27 protein-coding genes, 2 tRNA genes and 1 riboswitch are annotated in these 21,959 nt (G+C 28.0%); of the genes, 16 read left to right on the top strand and 13 right to left on the bottom strand.

The features are described 5' to 3' along the window. The first annotated feature begins 2 nt into the window (after positions 1-2). Genes rpmF through AC5SLW_RS03110 form a run of 5 tightly spaced genes read left to right on the top strand, consistent with a single transcriptional unit; the run spans position 3 to position 2,063 of the window. Positions 3-185, top strand: coding sequence for a 50S ribosomal protein L32 (gene rpmF, locus AC5SLW_RS03130; RefSeq protein WP_011282128.1), 183 nt, complete (start codon positions 3-5; stop codon positions 183-185). Between the two features lie 14 nt (positions 186-199). Beyond that, complete coding sequence (plsX, locus tag AC5SLW_RS03125) at positions 200-1,201, top strand: phosphate acyltransferase PlsX (RefSeq protein ID WP_494575757.1); 1,002 nt, start codon at positions 200-202, stop codon at positions 1,199-1,201. After that, entirely contained in the window at positions 1,201-1,503 is a 303-nt protein-coding gene (locus AC5SLW_RS03120; protein WP_494575755.1) for an integration host factor subunit alpha, read from the top strand. Before plsX ends, AC5SLW_RS03120 begins: the two co-directional genes overlap by 1 nt. Next, positions 1,493-1,870: a MerR family transcriptional regulator gene (locus tag AC5SLW_RS03115; RefSeq protein ID WP_494575753.1), complete on the top strand. Its 378-nt coding sequence runs from the start codon at positions 1,493-1,495 to the stop codon at positions 1,868-1,870. The genes AC5SLW_RS03120 and AC5SLW_RS03115 overlap by 11 nt, the downstream gene beginning before the upstream one ends. Position 1,871: 1 nt before the next feature. Next, positions 1,872-2,063, top strand: coding sequence for a 50S ribosomal protein L33 (locus AC5SLW_RS03110; protein ID WP_006996892.1), 192 nt, complete (start codon positions 1,872-1,874; stop codon positions 2,061-2,063). A gap of 2 nt (positions 2,064-2,065) precedes the next feature. Here AC5SLW_RS03110 and AC5SLW_RS03105 read toward each other — a convergent pair whose 3' ends face one another. After that, complete coding sequence (locus AC5SLW_RS03105) at positions 2,066-2,356, bottom strand: chorismate mutase (protein WP_006996893.1); 291 nt, start codon at positions 2,354-2,356, stop codon at positions 2,066-2,068. A 42-nt stretch (positions 2,357-2,398) separates the two neighbouring features. Here AC5SLW_RS03105 and AC5SLW_RS03100 point away from each other — a divergent pair, with 42 nt between their 5' ends. Then, entirely contained in the window at positions 2,399-3,409 is a 1,011-nt protein-coding gene (locus AC5SLW_RS03100; protein ID WP_494575751.1) for a COX15/CtaA family protein, read from the top strand. On the opposite strand, the gene AC5SLW_RS03095 is transcribed toward AC5SLW_RS03100, so the two are convergent. Next, complete coding sequence (locus tag AC5SLW_RS03095; protein ID WP_006996895.1) at positions 3,402-4,730, bottom strand: O-acetylhomoserine aminocarboxypropyltransferase/cysteine synthase family protein; 1,329 nt, start codon at positions 4,728-4,730, stop codon at positions 3,402-3,404. The two genes, AC5SLW_RS03100 and AC5SLW_RS03095, sit on opposite strands and share 8 nt — an antisense overlap. A gap of 4 nt (positions 4,731-4,734) precedes the next feature. Beyond that, a riboswitch (SAM riboswitch) is annotated at positions 4,735-4,803 on the bottom strand. A 139-nt stretch (positions 4,804-4,942) separates the two neighbouring features. Between AC5SLW_RS03095 and rplM the strand changes: the two genes are divergently transcribed. Genes rplM through AC5SLW_RS03060 form a run of 7 tightly spaced genes read left to right on the top strand, consistent with a single transcriptional unit; the run spans position 4,943 to position 10,194 of the window. Then, positions 4,943-5,404, top strand: a complete 462-nt coding sequence (gene rplM / locus AC5SLW_RS03090) for a 50S ribosomal protein L13 (protein ID WP_006996896.1) — start codon at positions 4,943-4,945, stop codon at positions 5,402-5,404. 1 nt (position 5,405) lies between these two features. Then, entirely contained in the window at positions 5,406-5,855 is a 450-nt protein-coding gene (rpsI, locus tag AC5SLW_RS03085) for a 30S ribosomal protein S9 (RefSeq protein WP_027306974.1), read from the top strand. A gap of 34 nt (positions 5,856-5,889) precedes the next feature. Continuing rightward, positions 5,890-6,912, top strand: coding sequence for an N-acetyl-gamma-glutamyl-phosphate reductase (argC, locus tag AC5SLW_RS03080; RefSeq protein ID WP_020169441.1), 1,023 nt, complete (start codon positions 5,890-5,892; stop codon positions 6,910-6,912). Beyond that, positions 6,909-7,133 carry a hypothetical protein gene (locus tag AC5SLW_RS03075; RefSeq protein WP_018414144.1) on the top strand — a complete coding sequence of 75 codons (225 nt, stop codon included), beginning with the start codon at positions 6,909-6,911 and terminating at the stop codon, positions 7,131-7,133. The genes argC and AC5SLW_RS03075 overlap by 4 nt, the downstream gene beginning before the upstream one ends. Further along, positions 7,134-8,426 (top strand): homoserine dehydrogenase, encoded by a 1,293-nt coding sequence (locus tag AC5SLW_RS03070; RefSeq protein ID WP_494575748.1) that lies wholly within the window; start codon positions 7,134-7,136, stop codon positions 8,424-8,426. Continuing rightward, positions 8,426-9,328 carry an AEC family transporter gene (locus AC5SLW_RS03065; protein WP_020169438.1) on the top strand — a complete coding sequence of 301 codons (903 nt, stop codon included), beginning with the start codon at positions 8,426-8,428 and terminating at the stop codon, positions 9,326-9,328. Before AC5SLW_RS03070 ends, AC5SLW_RS03065 begins: the two co-directional genes overlap by 1 nt. Before the next feature lie 17 nt (positions 9,329-9,345). Beyond that, positions 9,346-10,194, top strand: a complete 849-nt coding sequence (locus AC5SLW_RS03060; protein ID WP_494575746.1) for a DMT family transporter — start codon at positions 9,346-9,348, stop codon at positions 10,192-10,194. A 597-nt stretch (positions 10,195-10,791) separates the two neighbouring features. Here AC5SLW_RS03060 and AC5SLW_RS03055 read toward each other — a convergent pair. Continuing rightward, positions 10,792-11,070 carry a methylated-DNA--[protein]-cysteine S-methyltransferase gene (locus tag AC5SLW_RS03055; RefSeq protein ID WP_494575744.1) on the bottom strand — a complete coding sequence of 93 codons (279 nt, stop codon included), beginning with the start codon at positions 11,068-11,070 and terminating at the stop codon, positions 10,792-10,794. Continuing rightward, the gene (locus AC5SLW_RS03050; RefSeq protein WP_494575742.1) at positions 11,051-11,488 is read right to left on the bottom strand and encodes a GNAT family N-acetyltransferase; all 438 of its coding nucleotides are present in this window, start codon (positions 11,486-11,488) and stop codon (positions 11,051-11,053) included. Before AC5SLW_RS03050 ends, AC5SLW_RS03055 begins: the two co-directional genes overlap by 20 nt. A gap of 312 nt (positions 11,489-11,800) precedes the next feature. Between AC5SLW_RS03050 and AC5SLW_RS03045 the strand changes: the two genes are divergently transcribed. Then, positions 11,801-12,757, top strand: a complete 957-nt coding sequence (locus tag AC5SLW_RS03045; protein ID WP_494575740.1) for a site-specific integrase — start codon at positions 11,801-11,803, stop codon at positions 12,755-12,757. 13 nt (positions 12,758-12,770) lie between these two features. On the opposite strand, the gene AC5SLW_RS03040 is transcribed toward AC5SLW_RS03045, so the two are convergent. The 9 genes from AC5SLW_RS03040 to AC5SLW_RS03000 form a co-directional block, all read right to left on the bottom strand. Continuing rightward, positions 12,771-13,667: a glycosyltransferase family 9 protein gene (locus tag AC5SLW_RS03040; protein ID WP_494575738.1), complete on the bottom strand. Its 897-nt coding sequence runs from the start codon at positions 13,665-13,667 to the stop codon at positions 12,771-12,773. A 7-nt stretch (positions 13,668-13,674) separates the two neighbouring features. Then, positions 13,675-15,798 (bottom strand): glycosyltransferase, encoded by a 2,124-nt coding sequence (locus AC5SLW_RS03035; RefSeq protein ID WP_494575736.1) that lies wholly within the window; start codon positions 15,796-15,798, stop codon positions 13,675-13,677. Then, entirely contained in the window at positions 15,779-16,036 is a 258-nt protein-coding gene (locus AC5SLW_RS03030) for a GIY-YIG nuclease family protein (RefSeq protein WP_494575734.1), read from the bottom strand. The genes AC5SLW_RS03035 and AC5SLW_RS03030 overlap by 20 nt, the downstream gene beginning before the upstream one ends. 14 nt (positions 16,037-16,050) lie before the next feature. Continuing rightward, positions 16,051-16,125: transfer RNA gene (locus AC5SLW_RS03025), tRNA-Glu, on the bottom strand. 50 nt (positions 16,126-16,175) lie between these two features. Beyond that, positions 16,176-17,870, bottom strand: a complete 1,695-nt coding sequence (gene recJ / locus AC5SLW_RS03020; RefSeq protein WP_494575732.1) for a single-stranded-DNA-specific exonuclease RecJ — start codon at positions 17,868-17,870, stop codon at positions 16,176-16,178. Next, positions 17,867-18,814 (bottom strand): class II fructose-bisphosphatase, encoded by a 948-nt coding sequence (gene glpX, locus AC5SLW_RS03015; protein ID WP_494575730.1) that lies wholly within the window; start codon positions 18,812-18,814, stop codon positions 17,867-17,869. The genes recJ and glpX overlap by 4 nt, the downstream gene beginning before the upstream one ends. Further along, positions 18,814-19,806: a putative transporter gene (locus AC5SLW_RS03010; RefSeq protein ID WP_011282105.1), complete on the bottom strand. Its 993-nt coding sequence runs from the start codon at positions 19,804-19,806 to the stop codon at positions 18,814-18,816. The genes glpX and AC5SLW_RS03010 overlap by 1 nt, the downstream gene beginning before the upstream one ends. A gap of 2 nt (positions 19,807-19,808) precedes the next feature. Then, the gene (locus AC5SLW_RS03005; protein WP_006996913.1) at positions 19,809-20,090 is read right to left on the bottom strand and encodes an ETC complex I subunit; all 282 of its coding nucleotides are present in this window, start codon (positions 20,088-20,090) and stop codon (positions 19,809-19,811) included. 4 nt (positions 20,091-20,094) lie between these two features. Then, positions 20,095-20,171: transfer RNA gene (locus tag AC5SLW_RS03000), tRNA-Pro, on the bottom strand. 24 nt (positions 20,172-20,195) lie between these two features. Between AC5SLW_RS03000 and AC5SLW_RS02995 the strand changes: the two genes are divergently transcribed. After that, positions 20,196-20,777, top strand: coding sequence for a zinc-ribbon domain-containing protein (locus tag AC5SLW_RS02995; RefSeq protein WP_494575728.1), 582 nt, complete (start codon positions 20,196-20,198; stop codon positions 20,775-20,777). Positions 20,778-20,781: 4 nt separating this feature from the next. After that, positions 20,782-21,954 (top strand): Na+/H+ antiporter NhaA, encoded by a 1,173-nt coding sequence (nhaA, locus tag AC5SLW_RS02990; RefSeq protein ID WP_006996915.1) that lies wholly within the window; start codon positions 20,782-20,784, stop codon positions 21,952-21,954. Positions 21,955-21,959: the final 5 nt, after the last annotated feature.

The raw sequence follows: 21,959 nt of genomic DNA, 5'->3' as shown, positions 1-21,959 counted from the left end.
TTATGGCTGTACCTAAACGAAAACAATCACCGTCAAGAACTGGAATGAGAAGAGCTCAGAATATGAAGTTCAAATCTACCAATATTGTTGAGGACAAGAAATCTGGAGAATACAGATTACCTCATCACTTAGATCTAAAAACAGGCATGTATAGAGGTAGACAAGTTTTAGATCCTAAGGAATAAAAGTCCAAAATTAAATGAGCAAAATAATAAAAATTGCAGTTGATGCAATGGGTGGAGATAATTCACCAAAAAAAATTATTGATGGAATTAATCATCATTATAAAAGTAACACTAATACTTTTTATCAAATTTTTGGTGATAAGGAAAAAATCCAAAATTATATCAATCAATTACCCACATCTTCATTTGAAATAATTCACACCAAAGATTTGGTTAAAGGAACTGATAGTCCTTTAGAAGGAGCTAAAAGAGGAAAAAATTCTAGTATGTGGTTAGCCATTCAAAGTGTTAAAGAAAAAAAATCTGACATAGTTATTTCTGCCGGTAACACTGGAGCATTACTTGTTATTTCAAAACTTAATCTAAAGATGATTGAAAACATTGATAAACCAGCTCTTTCTGCTTTATGGCCAAATAAAAAGAATATGAGTGTAGTGTTAGATTTAGGAGCTAACATCGAATGTAGTCCAAAAAATTTAATTGATTTTTCTATAATGGGATCTTCGTTATTTAAATCGCTATATCCTGATGATACCGCTAAAGTTGCTTTATTAAATATAGGGTCTGAAGAAATTAAAGGTAATGAGACTATCAAAGAAACTTACCAACAATTAAATCAAAGAAATAACACTGACTTTGAGTTTAAGGGTTATATTGAAGGTAATCAGTTAATGAATGGCGATGTAAATGTTATCGTTGCAGATGGATTTACTGGGAATATTGCTTTGAAGACAGCCGAAGGTACTGCAAATTTTATTACCAGTGAATTAAAGAAAGCCATGACAGGTAATATTATTGGTAAAATTTCATCTTTACTAAATATTTCAAATTTAAAAAAATTTAAAGAAAGATTAGATCCAAGACTTTATAATGGTGCAATTTTCATAGGTTTAGATTCTCCTGTTATTAAAAGCCATGGTGGAACAGATTATATAGGTTTTTCAAACTCATTAAGTGTTTGTACTAGAATTGTCACTGGAAATTTAATAGAAAAGATAAGAAACAACATAAGTTAATGCAAAGAACTAACTTAACAAAAAAAGATCTTATAAATTCAATTTATATGCAAATTGGTTTTTCAAAAAATATATCTGAAAATTTAATTGATGATTTTCTAATTACAATAGTAGACAATTTAAAAATAGAAAAAAAATTAAAGCTCTCTAAATTTGGTACTTTTTCTATAAGGGCAAAAAAAAATAGAATTGGACGAAATCCCAAAACAAAAGAACAAACAACTATATCTAATAGAGATGTTGTTTTATTTAAAGCTTCTAAGGAATTTAAAGATTTGGTAAATTCTAAGAATGATTCATAAAAATAGTGATGCTTATAAGTCAATAGGTGAGGTTGCTGAAATTCTTGGCCTTGTAAACAAAAAAAAAGGAACCTTGAATACTCATACTATTCGATTTTGGGAGAAGGAATTTAAGCAAATTAAGCCAAAAATTTTAAATGGCAATAGAAGATATTATAATAATGATACTATTGAGGTTTTAAAAAAAGTTAAATATCTACTCAAAGATCAAGGAATGACAATTATTGGTGTTAAAAAAGTTCTTAATTCGGATAAATCATTAAAACTTGACGAATTACCAAATAATTCTATAAATGCTGATTATAATTTAAAAAATAAACTTAAGAAGATTTCCGATTTAATAAAAAAAATAAAAAGTTTAAAATAAAATGGCAAAAAAAACACACGTTAAAGTTAGATTAGTACCAGAGGCTAAACCTGATAGTCCTTTTTTTTATTATGTTAAAAAACCTGCAGGTGGTGAAAAAGCTAAAGTTAAATTGTCTGCAAAGAAATATAACCCTTCTACAAGAAAACATGAAATGTTTGTGGAAAAAAAATTACCTCCACACAGTAAATAGTACTATTTTTTTCTAAAATTTCTTTTTTCGTAATCAATAAAAGACCAAATCATATTTTTCCAAATTCTATTAGTGATTTTTGGGTCAATATTAGTTTGTATTGATTTTTTTTTAATTTTTTTAAGTATAAAATTGATCCTTTTTTGATCAATTATTTCTTTTTTATGGATTTTTACTTTTAGCACTTCATTGACTAATGAAGATCTTTTTTTGATTAATTTAAGTAAATCATTATCAAGTTTATCAAGCTTAATTCTAATCTGATTTAGTTTTTTTTTATTTGTAGGCGACATTTATTCAATTGGTTATTAAGATAATTATTATAAGTATAATTTATGTTTGTAAATAGCGACAACTATATAAAATATTTAAAATTGTGGTTAATAACTTTATTTTCATTAATTGTTCTTATGGTAGCTGTCGGTGGTCTTACTAGACTAACAGACTCTGGTTTATCAATCACAGCTTGGGAGCTTTTTACTGGAATACTCCCACCTATGAATATTAATGAGTGGAATTTTTATTTCACAGAATACAAAAAAATTCCTGAATATAAAAATATTAACTACGGCATGTCCTTAGATGAATTTAAAGTGATTTTTTATTGGGAGTATGCTCATAGATTGTTAGCAAGATTTGTAGGTTTGTTTACTTTAGTGCCTTTGCTTTTCTTTACTCTCTATTTTAAAAAAACTCTGCATTATTCTAATAAATATTATTGGATTTTTTTCCTTGTGTGTTTTCAGGGGTTCATCGGTTGGTATATGGTATCTAGCGGATTAATTGAAAATAATGACGTTAGTCACTTTAGACTTAGCATTCATTTATCTTTGGCTTTATTTATTTTATGTTTAATTTTTTGGTATATTTTAGATATTCATAAAATTAAGAAATTTAAAAATAAAATTCCAAATTTATTTTTATTATTTATACTTAAATTGATAGTTTTGCAGATTGTATTGGGTGCTTTTTTATCAGGTTTAGATGGTGGTCTTATCTATAATTCATGGCCTGATATGAATGGTAGTTTTTTTCCAAATGATGTTAGTTATGGTGATTTAATTAGTACTCAATTATTTAACAACCCATCAATTATTCAATTTTTGCATAGATCAACTGCATATTTGCTTTTATTTTTTATAATCATTTTAAATTTTATCTATTTTAAAAAACAATATGATTTTAAATATGTATTATTTTTTGATGTTGCTATCTTGTTTCAAATTTTTTTAGGAATTATAACTTTGATTTCTGGTGTAGAGATTACATACGCTTCACTACACCAGCTAGGTTCAATATTAGTTTTGAGTTCTTATTTTTTGATATTATATAAAAACTCTAACTAACTGCTTTCAAATTTCCTTTAGAAGATTTATTTAAAGCTTGGTCTAAATCCTCAATAATGTCATCTATATGCTCAATACCAATACATAATCTTACGTATCCAGGAGTTACACCTGAGGCTAACAATTCTTTTTCTGTTAACTGACTATGAGTTGTTGTTGCAGGATGAATTGCTAAACTTCTTGCATCTCCAATATTTGCAACATGATAAAACATTTTTAAAGACTCGATAAATCTCTTACCTGCTTCAATACCACCTTTGAGTTCAATACCAACTAAACCACCATTTCCTTCATTAAGGTATTTTTTAGCACGATCAGCAATTTTACCTTCATGTTCTGTTGGATAGATTACTCTTGTTACTTCTTTATTTTTCTTTAAATAGTCAACAACTTTTGATGCATTTGAGCAGTGTTGTTTCATTCTGAGAGCAACTGTTTCAAGCCCTTGAATAATTCCAAATGCATTGTCAGGTGATAGGGCAGAACCAAGATCTCTTAGTAATGTAACCCGCGCTCTTACTGCAAAAGAAACATTAGCCCCAGTTAATTCTGGAACCACTTTTCCCCATATAGCTCCACCGTAACTTGCGTCAGGTTCGTTAAATAAAGGTTGTCTTTTGGGATCAGCTGTCCAATCAAAATTACCTCCATCAACTAAAGCTCCACCTACAACTGTACCGTGACCACCTATATATTTTGTTAATGAATAAACTACTACAGCAGCACCATGTTCTAAAGGTTTGCAAATTACAGGAGCAGCTGTGTTGTCCATTATTAATGGTATATTGTATTTTTTACCAATATCAGAAACTTCTTTAATTGGAAAAACTCTCAAATAAGGATTTGGTAAAGTCTCACCATAAAAAGCTCTAGTTTTATCATCAACAGCTTTTTCAAAGTTTTTTGGGTCAGAAGGGTCTGCATATCTAACTTCAATACCAAGTTTACTTAATGTATGCGTGAATAACGAAATAGTACCTCCATATAAATCCGTAGAGCTGACTATATTATCTCCGGCTTGTGCAACGTTTAAAATTGCAAAAGTTGATGCGGTTTGTCCAGATGCTACTGTTAAACAGGCTAATCCTCCTTCTAATGAAGCAACTCTTTTTTCAAGAGCATCATTTGTTGGATTCATTATTCTTGTATAAATATTTCCAAATTCCTTAAGAGCAAACAAATTCGCAGCATGTTCAGTACTATCAAATTGATACGATGTTGTTCTATAAATTGGAACTGCTACTGCTTTGGTTGTTGGATCACTTCTATAATCACCACCATGTATAGCTATAGTCTCAGGGTTTTGTCTTTTTGTACTCATCTTAATACTCCTTTTTTAGTACTTTTGCTTTATGCAAGGCGTACAATACAGTTCAAATGCGCCTACCGATAATGTGGGTAAAAAATCCTTTTTAGCAATAACTAGCCTGCAATAGGAACAAATCGGCTATATAAAAATATCATTTAAGCAAGATATTGCAAGAGAAATATAAAATTGACATTATATCTAATAATAGTATTAATCCTCGCACAATGACAAAATTTCTAAAAAGTGGTGATTTAAACAGTAACTGGTTTGAGATAGACGCTAAAAATGCTGTAGTTGGCAGGTTAGCTTCTATTATTGCTATGATTGTTAGAGGAAAAAATAAAACAACTTTTACACCTCATATGGATGATGGTGATTTTGTTGTTGTTAAAAATGTTGAACAAGCAAAGTTCACAGGAAAAAAATTTAAAGATAAAAAATATTATAGACATACTGGTCACCCAGGTGGAATTAAAGAAATTACTCCTGAAAAATTATTAGAAAAAAATAAACCTGGCGAGACATTAAAATTAGCTATTAAAAGAATGTTACCTGGGGGAGTTCTAGGAAGAAAACAGTTAACTAAAGTAAAAATTTATGCTGGTGAAGAACACCCTCATGCAGCACAAAACCCAAAACTTTTAGACCTAGGTAAATTAAACAGTAAAAATTTAATAAGAAATTAATATGGTAACAGCAGCTACACCAAATAAAGTATCTACAAAAAAACCTAAAATTAAATTAGATTTTAAAGATAGTAAATACGCAACTGGTAGAAGAAAAAAATCTATTGCAAAAATTTGGGTGAAAAAAGGTACAGGCAAAATTTACGTTAATGGCAGAACTATGGATGAGTATTTCACTAGTGGAAGTCACAAAATGCAAATCACAAGACCATTTGAGATTATAAACCAAGCAACTGATTATGATGTAAGATGTAGCGTAGCAGGTGGTGGTCACACAGGTCAAGCTGGTGCAATGGTTCATGGTATTGCTAAAGCATTAATCTTATTTGATTCAGAGAATAGAGCAGTACTTAAGACAGAAAAGCTTAATACTAGAGACTCTAGATCGGTTGAAAGAAAAAAACCAGGTCGTAGAAAAGCAAGAAGAAGCTTCCAATTCTCGAAAAGATAATTCTTTTTTAACTCTAAACTGTTATAATAAAAAAATGCCTAAGCTTAATGTTTTAGTTGCTGGATCAACTGGTTATATTGGTGTTCAATTAATTAAATTATTAGTTAAACACAGCAATGTTAATATTAAATATCTTTGTGGTAATACGTCTGTTGGAAAAAATATTTCTAGTTATGAAAAATCATTAAGTTCAAAAAAATTACCTAAAATTATTAGATACAATAAAGAACTTTTAAAAAACATAGACCTTGTTTTTACAGCTCTACCTAATGGTGAAGCACAAGATATTTCAAATGATTTATTAAAACACAATATATTAATTGATTTAGCTGCAGACTTTAGACTTAATAAAGCATCAAATTATCTAAAATGGTACAAACAAAAACACAGATCTGTCAAAAATATTAAAAAATCAATTTATTCATTACCTGAAATCAATGGTGACAAATTAAAGAAATTTAATATTATTGGATGCCCAGGTTGCTACCCAACATCAATACTTTTACCACTTATTCCATTAGTTAAGAAAAATTTAATAAAAACAGATAATGTTATTATAGATTCAAAATCTGGTTACTCTGGTGCTGGAAGAGGTGTACATAAAAAATATAAGGATAAAAATCTTTATGAATCTTTAAGCGCTTATGGTGTGGGTTTCCATAGACATAACTCTGAAATTCAACAAGAAATCGAAAACTACACTAAAAAGAAATTTTCTTTTACATTCACACCCCATTTAACACCAATGTTTAGAGGGATACTTAGTACTATTTACTTAGACCTTAACAAAGGTGTAGGTATTAAAAATTTAGAAAACACTTTAAAGAGTCAATATTCAAAAAACAGATTCGTTAAAATTTTAAAAACAAATTCATTGTTAAGTACAAATGACGTAATTAACACAAATAATTGCTCTATAGTAATTTGTAAAACTAAGTATAAAAATAGAGTTATTATTTTATCTGTTATTGATAATTTGATTAAAGGTGGGGCAGGTCAAGCAATACAAAATATGAATATCAAATATGGTTTTAATGAAACAAAAGGATTAATTTGAAATACTTATTTTTATCTTTAATTGTATTTTTAACTTCGTGCTCATTAAACAAAGAGTCTACTTATTGGAATGAAGATCCTATTAAAAAGTCTAATGATGACAAAAAACTTTCTCAAATATTAAAAAAAACAGGTGATTACAAATCTATGACTTTTGATGAATTTAACCTCTTTCTTAAAGATTATTCAGAAAATGCAGAATACCCAGATATTAACCAATAGATGAAAAATTTAATAAACATTGCTGTAGTTGGTCTAGGACAAGTTGGTATTTATTTGTTAAATGAGCTTAATACTAAAAAAAAAGATATTGAACTTAAGACAGGAAAAAAGATTAACATAGTAGCTATTTCAGCAAGAAGCATTTCTAAAAAAAGAAGATTTAAAGTAAATAAGAAAATATTTTTTAAAAACCCATTAGAAATTTTTAATAAGACCAAAGTGGATATTTTATTTGAAGCTATAGGTTTGTCAGATGGGATTTCAAAAAAAGTTGTTGAAACTGCTTTAAAAAATCGAATACATGTAATCACTCCTAATAAAGCACTTATCTCTAAACATGGTGATTATTTAGGAAAATTAGCAGAGGAAAATAATGTTAATTTAGAATTTGAAGCATCTGTTGCTGGTGGTATTCCAATATTAAGAACCATAAAAGAGGGTCTTGCAACTAACAAAATCTCTAAAGTTTATGGAATTTTAAATGGTACTTCTAACTATATTCTTTCAGAAATGGAAAATTCTAATGATAGTTTTTCCAACGTATTAAAAAAAGCTCAAAAATTGGGATACGCTGAACCAGGTAACCCTAAATTAGATTTAAATGGTTTTGATGCATTTGCTAAAGTAAGAATTTTATCTGCTCTAGCTTTTAATACTAAAATTTCAAAACATAAATGCTTAATGGAAGGTATTGAAAAAATTGAATTAAAAGACATAGAAATTTCCAATCAATTAAATTTACGTATCAAACTATTAGGCATTTCAGAACTAATTAATGGTCAACTTTTTGAAACTGTACACCCATGCTTAGTTAGTAAAAATTCGTACATAGGTAACGTTGGTGGTGTTATGAATGCTGTTATTCTCGAAGGAAAACCTGTTGGTGAAAGTATATTGCAAGGGGAGGGAGCTGGTCCTGGTCCAACGTCATCATCTTTATTATCAGATTTACTTTCAATTTTAAGAGGTAATATTAAGAAACCATTTGGTATTCCTGGCAATAAACGTAAATTAATTAAATGTTACAACGTTGATAATTATGTGAATTCACTATATTTGAGATTTGAAGTTAAAGACAAACCAGGTGTTTTATCAACAATCACAAACCGACTAGCTAAGTATAAAATTTCAGTAAAAAGATTAATCCAAACTCCTGACAAAAAAAATAATAAAGCTACAATTGTTATTATTACTCATAAAACTAATGAACTTAATTCTAAGAATTGTCTTTCTGTTTTTAATAAAGACAAAAATATTCTAAGATATCCAACATTGATTAGAATTTATAATTAATGGAAATATATCTAAAACTGTTTGAGGTTTTATTTCCTGTCTTTTTTGTTGTTGGTATTGGTTATTATCTTGGCAAAAATAATCCGAAATTAGATACATCTTTTATTACTACCTTTGCAGCAAATATTGGTACTCCAGCAATGATAATATATTCTTTAACATCAACTGGAATGTCTTTTGACATTTTTAAAAATTATTTTTGGTACTATTTGATAGCAATTTTTATTTTTACAATAGTAGGTATAGTTTTTTTATTTTTTTTAAATACTAAAGATATTATTCGTGAGTTACCCCCTTTTGTTATGCCTAATACTGGTAATATGGGTTTACCAATATGTTTATTCGCTTATGGCACTCAAGGTTTAGGTATCGCTGCTGCAATTTCAGCCTTAATAGTGCTATGCCATTTTACTCTTGGAGTATTTCTTGCTGATAGAAAATTTGATTTAAGTGTAATTCTTAAAAACCCACCTTTTTATGCAATTATAATTTCAGTAATTTTTCTATACTTTAGAATAGAACTTCCTCTCTTCGTAGAAAATACAACTTTTCTGCTAATGTATGCTACGATTTTTTTAATATTAATGTCTTTAGGAATTGCTCTTACTCGTTTTAAGATTTTTTCATTCAAAAAAGCATTTATATCATCAATAGGAAGGGTAATACTTGGCCCAATAATTGGTTTTTCAATAATAAAATATTTTAACCTTTCGGGTTTTGCTGCTGGTGTTCTATTAATTCAATGTTCAATGCCCAGCGCTGTTTTAAATTACCTTGTGGCATCAATTTATTCACCGAAAAAGATTGTAGATAGTGTTGCTAGTACAATTGTTGTTTCAACAGTCATGTCTTTTTTTACTATTCCTGTTGTCGTATTCTTTGCTTTAAAATACTTTAATTAAACTGTATCTATTGGCTTATGAAAGCCATCACATTTAACCTTTTAGCCTGGGTAATGCTCCCAATCATGGATGGTTTTGCAAAATATTTAAGTGCCGATATGCCCGTTTTACAGATCACGTGGGCTAGATATTTTTTTACAGTCGCATTCACTCTTCCAATAATGTTCTTGTTTTATAATAAGCAGCTTGTTTGGACAGATAAGCCTAAGTTACAAATAATAAGAGGGTTAATACTACTTTCTGCTAATATTTGTTTTTTCTACGCAATATCTGTTATCTCTCTAGCCAAAGCTCTGACACTTGCTTTTGTAGCACCTTTAATTGTTACTGCATTTTCTCCTATATTTTTGGGTGAGAAGGTGGGTATAAGAAGGTGGACTGCTGTTATTATAGGATTTATAGGCTCTCTAGTGGTTATAAGACCAGGTTTTGTGGAGATTAACTTGGCCAGTCTAGCTGCATTAGGAACAGGTGTAATGTATGGGTTCTATTTAATAATTACACGTAAATTGAGCACTTCAGATAACCCTTTATTAACTTTATTACTAACTGGATTAGTTGGGTTAATCGCCGTTTCAGGATTAATACCATTTGTATGGGTTAATCCAACTCCTTCTCAATGGTCTATGATGGCCTCAATAGGCGTATTTGCCTGCATTGGGCACTTATTTCTTATATTATCACTTAAATACGCTGATGCCTCTAAATTGGCTCCATTTAGCTACTTTGAAATCATTACTAATATAATTATTGGCTATTACTTTTTTAGTGACTTTCCTGATAATTGGACATTCTTAGGCTTATCCATTATTATTATGAGTGGAATTTATATCTCTAGAAGAGAATCTAATATCAAATCCTATTAACTAGGTATTATTTGTTTACTAATATCTAATATTATACATTAATAATATATCATATACTACTGTAATTATTGATTTAATTATAATATTATTAATTTATAGAAATTAAATATAAAATATAATAATATTTAAAAATAGTTAAATTATGGTTACTAAAATTAACTTAAAATAAAATAAAAGTAGCATAAATCTATTTTTCTAACTTTGAAAAAGCTAGAATTGGGTAATTTTAATTTTTAGTAAATTAAATATAGTTTTTAAGCTGGCTAAAATGGCTATTTACTATTGATATTAAATACTTATTTCAATTGATAGGGTATTTTTGTTAAAATTAGAGTGTTTATAGAGTAGAATAGGGGGTTAAAAAAGCTAGTAAAATGGTCTTTTTTACTCTCTCTATAATCGTTGCTATTGTTGACAAGTAGAGCAATGCAGTATGAGAATATACTGTTTAAACGCTCATAGGATGGTCTATTTTAGCTAAAAGTCCATTTGCAGTACAACTGAAGGATGCATTAGAGTAATTAGACAAAAATATGGCTAAATAGCTAAAAAGTATTTAATACCAATGGTTTTTAATGTTTTTTTGGGTTAAAAGTACTATTTTATGAAGACTTTTTCTGATCTCAATAAACGACGTTTTTGTTGAATTCCACCCTTTCCAGAGTATCCACCGAGACGTCCATCTGATCTGATGACTCGATGGCAGGGTATTTTAGGTGGATAGGGGTTTTTACCCACTGCATTAGCAACAGCTCTGAATGCCTTAGGTTTTCCAATAGCTTTAGCAACTTCCAAGTAGGTTTTAACTTTACCTTTGGGTATTTTCTTTAGGTAATTCCAAACTTTTAGCTGAAACTCAGTTCCCTTTAAGTTCATAGAGTTCAAACCCAGTGTTATTAGCTATTTTATCGTATAATTTCTTTGCATTTTCATTGGAAGAGTGGGTGATCCAACGAATTCCATCCCAATTATTGGCTTTAGAAAATGATTTTAGGTGACTAATAAGTTTTTGAGCTATTTTTTGACCTCTAAATTCTGGCTCTACAAACAAATCATCTAAAAAACCAATATATTGGCCCTTAATCGGTCTTGGCATTGTTCTGTAATGGGCAATTCCAACGATTTTACCCTCTAATTCATAGCAAATAGCATTAACATCATGACTTTTATCATGAATCCATCCCCATAAAATGTCTAAAATCCCTGTATTCATTGGGACTTTGTAAAAATTAGCATAACTATTGTATAATTTAGCCCAATTTTCCTTATCTTTTTTCACTAATTTTCTAATCATTTGCTTTAAATAACAACTTTAAATTGTTGATATCTATATACTAATTACCCAAATTTCCAAATCTTGCAGCCTTTTTACATTTTTCAATTTTTTTAATATATGGCTTATAATGTTCTTCGCAAACTTTTAATTTGGCTCTAAATTCATAAGTGGTTCCCATATATGTCGCGCTGTAGCGACAATGATCGAACCAAAAAGTATGGATAAAATAATAAGATATTCTTTTTTCATTGTCTTAAATTATAGCTATTGACATAAGAAATCACTTAATATATTACTAACGATAATTAATGGTTATCAATAGTAATAAGTATGAATAATATAATAACAGATATAAAAGCATTACAGGAAGAAACACTATTAAATTTACAAAGTTCAAAAGCAAATAATACTATAAGAGCTTATAAATCAGATTTTAATGATTTTGGATTATTCTGCACTCAAAATGGATTTAAATCTCTACCCTCAGAACCAAAAATAGTTTCATTGTATTTAACACATTTATCTACAAAAGATGTTAAAATGAGCACTTTAAAACGAAGATTAGTATCAATAGGAGTTATTCATAAACTAAAAGGGCATTATTTAGATACAAAACACCCATCAATAGTCGAAAATTTTATGGGTATAAAAAGAAGAAAAGGAAGCATACAAAAAGGTAAAAAACCACTATTAATCAGCAGTTTAAAACAAATAATTAATGTGATAGATAAAGAAAATAATGAAGATATCAAGAAATTTAGAGACAGATCAATAATACTAATTGGATTTTCGGGTGGATTTAGGAGAAATGAAATAGTCTCATTGGACTATGATGACTTAGACTTTGTAACAGAAGGTCTAAAAATAAACTTAAAAAGATCAAAAACAGACCAATTTGGAGAAGGTACAGTTAAAGGAGTTCCCTACTTTGATAATTCACAATATTGCCCTGTTTTATCTCTTAAAAAATGGATTGAATTATCAAATATTAAATCCGATTCATTGTTTAGAAGGTTTTCAAAAGGTTCAAAATTAACAGAAAGTAGATTAACCGATCAAACCGTAGCCCTTTTGATAAAAAAATATCTTAAATTAGCAGGTATAGAAAGTAAAAACTATTCTGGTCATAGTTTGAGATCAGGTTTTGCAACATCCGCAGCTGAATCTGGGGCAGAAGAAAGAAGTATAATGGCTATGACAGGTCATAAATCAACAGAAATGGTTAGAAGATACATTAAAGAAGCAAATTTATTCAAAAATAATGCATTGAATAAAATAAAGATTTAAAAATGGTAAAAAATTACACCAAATCATAAATTTCTTTTGAAAGGATTGAAAAATCTTTTCGAAATAAAGGGTAATAATTTCTAAAATGATCTGTCCACAAACTATACGGATTATGCTTATTTACATCAATAATATCAATTTGTTTAATATTGTGAGCAGATGCTACATGTGAAATTGCACCATGGCATGATATCAACAGTTTTGATTTTGAAACAATATTTTCTAATTCTACAAAATCTAAATTTTCAATTAATCTAACTTTATTGTCAAATATTTTTGAAATAATATTTTTTAAAATTAAAGGTGTGTCAATACCGGTTGTAATAAGAAAATCATGGTTCTTTTTTTTTATTATATCTTTAATAAAATTAAAAAGTTGTTGTTCTGATGGTTCAATATCTTTATATTGTTCTATGTAAGTCTTATTGGACCATTTTTCATCATAATGAAGAATTATTAAATTTGATTTATCAAAAGTAGAAATGTTAAATTTTCTATTAGCTAAAATATCTAAATCTGTTTGATCAAATTGAAAATTTAAAAAATTAACAATTTTTTTAATTTTAAAAAAGTGGGATGTTCCAAGATCATCGTTATTGATTGTAATAGTTTTTTCTTTTTTTAAAAAAAAATTAATAAAATTTGATCTTTTTTTACCATCATGAACAATGCTAAATTGAAATTTATATTTGCGCAGTTTTTTTATCATTAAGAATTTATTCTTTAAACCATTCTCTAATTTGTAAATTTTATCAATTGAGTCAAAAGTTTTAATATAATTATAATTTTTAGGAGAACAAACAACGACAATAAAAGCTTTTTTATCGTTTCTTTTAATATTCTTAATTAAAATCATCGATAATAGAAAATCCCCTATTCTATCTGTTCTAAAAATTAAATATTGATTCATTCAAATATCAAATTAATTTAGCATTATTCCCTAGGCTAATATCTATAATATATTTTGATATTTTTTTTTCATTGAAAAGTTTGAAATATTTTTTCTTGCCTTTTTCAGCAATTTTTTTTCTTATAAAATCATTTTTTGAATAAAATTTTATTTTATCTGCTAAATCGTGTACATTATTATAAAATATGATTTCATTATTATTAAAAAAATCTCTCAATTGAACCTTCCTGTCAACAAAAGTTAACAATCCATTGCCCATAAAAGAAGCTATTCTATTACTAGAATAATATTTCGTTGGATTGCCTCTACTTAAATTTAGGCCCATTTTTGAATTTGTTATAGCGTTGTTAAAATCATTTCCCCATATTGGTTGTCTATTTGAAAAACCATAAAAATCATATTTTATATTTGATATTTTTTTTACAAGCTTATCTAAAAATTCAACTCTATTATCCTCAGTACCCTCTTTAAGAATAGCTCTATTTACGCCATGACTCATTGCGTAAAAAAGATCTTTTTTTGGATTCATTGTAAAAACGTTAAAAAGTTCAATATTTCTATCTACAGGTACAAAGAAAAAGTGAAAATTTTCAGAATTAACCTGTTTTTTTATAACTGATGGGTCCGTAGTTATAAAATTATGGTCTACAGAGTTTGAATACAACTTAATATTGGAAATATTTTGTTTTGAATAATTAAGACTAGGCATCACTGGATCCTCGTTCCATTGAGAAATGATTAGGTTTTTATTAAAGGATTTTAATTCAGCAATTGTGTTCAGATCAATATTTCTAGTATGACCAAAGAATAAAAGATCAGGATTATAGTTTTTACATGTTTCAATTAAATAATGTTGAAAATTAACCCTACTATTTTGAAGTAAATTAAATGTTTTGTTGCTTTTTATAAAATCTCTATCACTAATTTCTAAAACATCATGACCATTTCTAGTAAAGCCATTTGAAAATTTTTTACCCAAAGAGATATTAAACAATCTATGATTAAGTTTTTGTCCTCGATTATATAAATTTATAATTTTTAATTTATTGTTTGAAATGTTAATTTTATATGAGGGATAAATACTATCACGTATTTGATCAATTAATTTTGTATTAGACGATACAATATGCTTAATGTCTTTTCTGCTATTTTTTTGTAGAAGTTTTCTTTTTTTATTATTTGAAATTAAATTTTTTATTTCCTTATAGAGATTTATGTGATCTAGTTTTTTTAGTATAATAGCATGATTTGTAGTTTCTGTTAGACCACCCTTATTAGAGATAATTGTTGCACAACCTCTAGAAGAGGCCTCTAATGCAGTTCTTCCAAAAGGCTCCTCCCATCTTGATGGTACAACAGCAATTTCAGATTGATTTAATATTTTTAATGTTTCTTTATGATTTAAAAAACCTAATTCTTTGTGTTGATTGTGATTAATATAGATAGATCTCCGATCCTCATCACCAATAGATAGTGCTTTCCATTCTGGAAATTTATCTAAAATTTTTTGTATAGCATTTTTATAAATATCATATCCTTTTGAATGATTAAGTCTTCCAACAAATGTAATATATTTGTATTTCTTTATAGCTTTTTCTTTAATTACACTTGGATAGATTATCTCTGTTTTAGCAGCAAGTTTTATGTCTATATTTAAAAAAAATCTATTTCTCACCCATTCACTTACAAAAATTATTTTATCCACATTTTTTAACAGATATAATCTTTCATTTATTGTTTTAGAACCTTTCATGGATAATGGATCATTATGAAAATAAAAAATGAACCTATTTTCAATTTTTTTTAACAAATTGAATAAAATTAAGGGTCTATTATGAACTTCAATTAAGTTAAATTTTCTATTATTAATTTCTTTAACCAGTTTTTTACAGTACTCATCCGTGGTACTTTTGAATTTTAATTTTAAATTTTTTAAATTTATATTAATATAATTTTTTGTTAAATAATTTTTAGATATTGTGTTTCCATATATGAAATTTTTTTTTTTAAACTTTGAATTTTTAAAAAATTCTGAGACCCATAGTGATGCTGCTGAAGCTTTTTCTAAAGAATAATTTTCTTTATAAGGTAAAATTGTAGCTATATTAAGATTATTTTTTTTTGAATTCATTTAATAGTTTAGATCTTTCTTTTCTATCTTTTTTAAGCCTATATTCAAATGAAAGAGCTTTATTTTTTGAAAAAAATTTTTTTTTAAAAACAAGCTCCCACTTATAACCTTTTGTTGATTTTGCACCTTTATTTCTATTGTGGTTATCTAGTCTTTTACTAAAATTATTTGTATACCCTACGTATGATTTATTTAAGTATCCATTTAAGGTTTTTATTAAATAAACGTAGTAAACCATAAATTAATCTATTTTGGCGGTCCCTGGGGGAATCGAACCCCCCTTTGCAGGATGAAAACCAGCTGTCCTAACCGATAGACGAAGGGACCATGTTGTGATCTTTTATTTTATAAGTCATTATTTATCAAGCGCAATTAAGCTATAGGATTAGGTCTCTAATAGTTAATTGAAGTGTTTTTTTGCTATTCCATATATTTTCATTGATCTGACCTATTATATTAAGGGTATCTTTATAATTAATTAAGTGTTCTCCAATCTTAGTATTAATAGAATTAAATGATATCGATTTTATCGAATGTCCTGTTTTTGATTTTAATATTACAGATATATGTTTGTTATTTAATACTATCGGTTTAATTATTCTTAGATCTCTTAACATAAATGTGGGTACTGGGTTTCCTGTACCAAACGGTTCTAATTTTTTTAGATCTTCATAAAAGTCTTGATTAAGTGCTAACGATGAAACTTCCGATTCATATAAAAATATATTGTCATGTGAGATGTTAGATTTTAAAAAATCTCTTAGTATATAATTTTCAAAATCTTTAAGGTTTACTTTATCTAGGGTAAATCCTGCAGCCATATTGTGACCACCACCATTTAAAATTAACTTTTGGTCTAGTGAATTTTTAATTACACGACCAATATTATAATTATAAATTGATCTTGCAGATCCTTTTAATAATTCATTAGATGCAGTAATAACAAAGGACGGTTTATTAAAATAATCTTTTAATCTTGCTGCAATAATTCCAATTAAACCTTCGTTAATATTTGGATTGTAGTAAATAATTACATCCTTATTTTCTTTTTCAATATTTTTAAAGTCAATTTCTTCTAAAATTAAATTTTCAATTTCTTTTCTTTTATCATTTAGTTTAATTAGGGATTTAGATCTATCATTTACAACTAGATCATTATTAGAAGATAATAATTCTGTAGCATATTGAGACTTACTCAACCTACCACCAGCGTTTAATATAGGGCCAATTAAATAGCCTAAATCATTAATATTAATTTTATTTTTTTTTTCATTTAAGTCAAACAAAGTACTTAGTGGTAAATTTTTTGTTATATCAAAATTTTTAAGGGCATTTAATGCAATTAATCTATTAAGTTTTCTTAAAGGCATAACATCACATACTGTAGCCAACAAAACATATATCAAATAATCAGATATATTTATTTTAGTTTTGATTTTTTTAATCAGTAAATCTAAAAAAAAATATGTAAGTGTAGTTGCACACAAATAGTCATATTCTTTATAACCATTATCTTTTTTTGGGTTTATAATTGAATTTGCATTTGGAAAAGGCTTATTAATTTCGTGATGATCAATAATTAAAGATTTTATTTCATTCTCATTTAAAAAATCTATTGCTTCATTAGATGTTGAGCCACAATCCACCATAATAATTAATTTAGGCTTTTCTAAGATCAGTTTTTGGAATAGTTTTTTGGTAGCTCCATAACCATCTTTTTCTCTATCAGGTATATAGTAAAAAAATGGATGATTTATATCTTTAAAAAATTTAACAAATAAAGATGTAGCTGCAGAGCCATCAACGTCATAATCACCTAAAATGCATATTTTTTGATTATTATTGATAGAATTTACAACAAGGTTAATAGATTGACTGAAATCTTTATTATTTAAAAAAACATTGTTTAAATCTAAATCTGTATTGATTGTTGCTATTTCATCATTATCAAATTTTCTTGAAATAATTAATCTAGATAAAATTTCACTAAAATCATGTTCTTGTTTTAATTTATCAACAATGTTTTGATTAATTTTTTTTTGTTCCCAATTCTTACCTGAGACAGAAATCATTCTGAAATAAGATTTGTTCTCTTTAAGATTTTTGTAAATTTTAAACTTTTATGTGTAACTAATGTTTCGGTTGTATATTTGTTATTATTGATTTTAACACTAGCTAACATCTCACTTGTAGTGACTCCTGTAGAGCAAAATATAGAGTCTCCTCTTATAATTTCATTTAATTCATATTTTTTGTTCAAATCAGTTATTCCCATGTTTTTTGCATCTTTAATATCTTTGTCATTATCAAATATAAATCTCCCTTGAAAATGACAGTCAAAAGCATCAAGGGCTGATGCCGCTAAAACTCCTTCTGGACCACCTCCAATACCCAAAAATATATCAACATTATATTTTGGATTTGTCACATACAATGCGCCAAGAACATCACCATCAGTAATCAATTTGATATTAATATTTAGTTGCTTTAATTCATCAATTATTTTTTTGTGTCTTGGTCTATCCAATATACAGGCTGTCAGTGATGAGATGTCTTTGTTTAAGAAATCTGCAAGATTTGTAAGGTTTTTCTTTAACGGAAAATCTAGATCAACCAATCCTTTTTCAATTGGTCCAGTTGCAATTTTATCCATATAAGTTTCTGGTGCATTAAAAAGATTTCCTTTTTCAGCAATTGCAATAACAGATGTTGCTCCAGGTAAATTATTTGCTGCAAAATTTGTTCCTTCTAAAGGATCAACAGCAATATCAAAATAAGGTCCATTCTTATTTCCTAGTTTTTCACCTGTATAAAGCATTGGTGCCTCATCAAGTGAACCTTCACCAATAACAACTTCACCATTCATATCAATTTTATTTAATTCTGATCGCATTGCATCAACAGCCGCTTGATCTGCTGCAATCTTATCTTTTTTTCCAACTAAATATGACGAGGCAAGTGCTGCTTTTTCAGAAACTTTTAAAATTTGATCAACATATTTTTTATCAATAGTCATTAATCTTTTTGAGTAATCGATTCAGTAGCATTGATCTTGGATTCAAATTCTTTTAACCTTTTATAAACACTGGCGAGTTCTATGATAGTAGGCCATGATCTAAAGATATATTGCATAGACCCTTCTACTCTACCAAAAGCTCTTATAATTTGCTGCATTACCCCTAATGTCACAACGCCTGCTACTATTGCTGGAGCTAAAAAAACATAGGCTGAGAGAACATTCGCTTGAAGATAAGTTATACGACCCAAATTAAAATAAAAATATCTTAGATAAGATTTAAAATGAATTTTTCTTACATCGTTAAATAATTCATCTAAATTCTTTGGTCTTATTGTTATATTATCTTCAGCTATAACAAGTAATTTTCTATAAGAGGCTTCATTTTTTTGAAGATCGTATTCTACTCCAACTAATCTTAAAATTGAACCTAATACAATTAAGAAAAGGGTTCCACCTACAGTCCATATAAATGCACCTGTCACCAAACCATAATTCCAATCCCCAAAGAATAAAATAGGTATTCCAACACTTAAACCAAATAATATAGGTGTGAACTCAACAAGCATCATTATTGCTTCTATAAAACTTGTACCAAGTCCTTCCATAATTCTTGAAAACTTTATTGTGTCTTCTTGAACCCTTTGTGAAGCACCTTCAATAGTTCGGGCCTTATCATAGACACTGTGATACCAATCAATCATGGCAGTTCTCCATCTAAATAAATAATGTGAGGTAAAGAAAGCTACAACCGTAGCCAAAGCCACATAAATACCTGCTAATGTAATAAATGATAATAAGCTTGCCCAGTACTCTCCAATTGTGATTGAGTTAGGGGCTGCTAGAGCTTTTTGTATCATGTCATAGAACTGACCAAACCATTCATTTATTTTAACATCAATTTGTACCTGAACCCAAAGCGATGAAAGAATAATAAATGAACCAACCCATGACCATAATCGCCATTCTTTTTGAGTGAAAAATTTAAACATTATTATTTTAAAAAATTATCTGCGTAAGATTTTTTAACAGTTTTTCTTTTTTGAGGTTCAATGATTTCAAAGTCAATTTTATTTTTTTTTGCATATTCTATTGCTAATTCTTTAGAGGAAAATTCTAAATTTAATTCTGAAAGAGTATTAGAGTTAGTTTCCCAACCCATTAAAGGGTTAATTCCTGTATCTTCAGTTTCAAATTCAATTAACCATTTGTCTGATTTACCTAAACCAGACTGCATTGAATTTTTAGTGGGTATATAAATCTTTGCTTTTTTCATAAAATGGTCGGGGCGGCAGGATTTGAACCTGCGACCCTCTGGTCCCAAACCAGATGCGCTACCAGGCTGCGCTACGCCCCGATTGAGGTACTAATACATTAGATATTGATAATTTCAAAGAATAAAGAACATCAAAAACAAGGCTTTTTTACAAGAATCAGATATACATCATTTATGATCATCACTTGCAATAATTGTAATAAAAAATTCGATGTAGACTCAAGTTTAATTCCCGACATGGGTCGTTTATTACAGTGTGCTAGCTGTGATCATAAATGGTTTTTTAAAAAAGTAGCTCCTGAAATCACAGTAAGTCCAACTGATGAAGATATTAGTAATGATAATGTTAATATTTTTGAACAAAATAATTCACCGATCAATGATGTAGAAAGTGTATCAGACACATCTAATGACGAAGTAGAAGTTAACTTAGAAGAAAAAACTAAAGAAAAAATTGAGATAAATAAAGGTGAAAGCACACAAGTAAATACACAGCCAAAAAAACAAAAAAATTTTAAAATATTAAATATTTTTGTTGTATCAATTATTTCATTCGTAGCTTTTATAATTATTGTGGACACGTTTAAATATCCTATTGGGAAAATTGTCCCAAATGTCGAATTTATACTTTATAATTTGTATGAAAGTATTAAAGATATCTCATTATTTATTAGAGATTTAATATAAAATTATGATCAAAAATCTTTCAAAACCTTTTAAATGGTTTTTTCAATTAGAAGCGGCAAGTGGTCTTGTATTGTTAATTGCAGCAATTATTGCTCTGGTAATAAGCAATTCTAGTTTAAGTAATTTATATTTTGATACATTAAACCAATACCTATTTATAGGTATTAATGATTTCGGTTTAAAACTTTCGGTACATCACTGGATTAATGACTTGTTAATGGCAATTTTCTTTTTCTTTGTAACACTAGAAATAAAACGAGAGTTTATTCAAGGTGAGCTTTCTAATTTAAAAAAAGCATTGTTGCCAATTATAGGAGCAGTTGGAGGAATGGTGGTCCCTGCTCTAGTCTATGTTTTTATAAACCTTGGTAATTCTGAAACATTGAATGGTTGGGCAATTCCATCTGCTACAGACATAGCGTTTTCTTTGGGAATTTTGTCCTTACTTGGTTCAAGAGTTCCAATTTCTTTAAAAGTTTTTTTAACGGCTCTTGCTATAATCGATGATCTTGGTGCAATATTAATTATAGCTTTTTTCTACTCAGGTGACTTAAGCATAAGTTATTTAAGTTTAATCTTAATTTCATATATTTTACTACTTACTTTAAATAAATTTGGTGTTAAAAAGTTTATTCCCTATTTAATAATTGGTGCCTTCATGTGGTTCTTCACATATAAGTCTGGAATTCACGCAACAATAGCAGGTGTTCTTTTAGCTTCAACCATACCTCACAGAATTAAAGAAAAAGATTTCTCTTTATTAATTAAATTAGAACATGCAATCAGTCCATATGTTGCTTTTATAATAATGCCTATATTTGCATTTGCTAATGCTGGCGTATCTTTAGAGGGGCTATCATTAACTTCATTATTAGAACCTGTTCCATTAGGTATTCTTTTAGGGTTATTTGTTGGTAAACAAGTTGGGGTTATGGTTGTTTCTTTCATTGCTGTTAAATTTGGTGTAGCTCAAATGCCTGATAAATCTAGCTGGTTAAGCTTATACGGAGTTTCAATTTTAACTGGGGTTGGTTTTACTATGAGTTTGTTTGTTGGAAACTTAGCTTTTGCCGAAAATATTCAGTATATTGATGGAGTAAAAATTGGTGTTCTTGCTGGATCTTTACTGTCTACTGTATTTGGATATTTTATATTATTGTATGCCTCTAAAAAATAAGTCAT

This window comes from Candidatus Pelagibacter sp. PS_40 (genome assembly GCF_059417765.1).
This window is presented reverse-complemented; position numbering and strand designations above follow the sequence as displayed.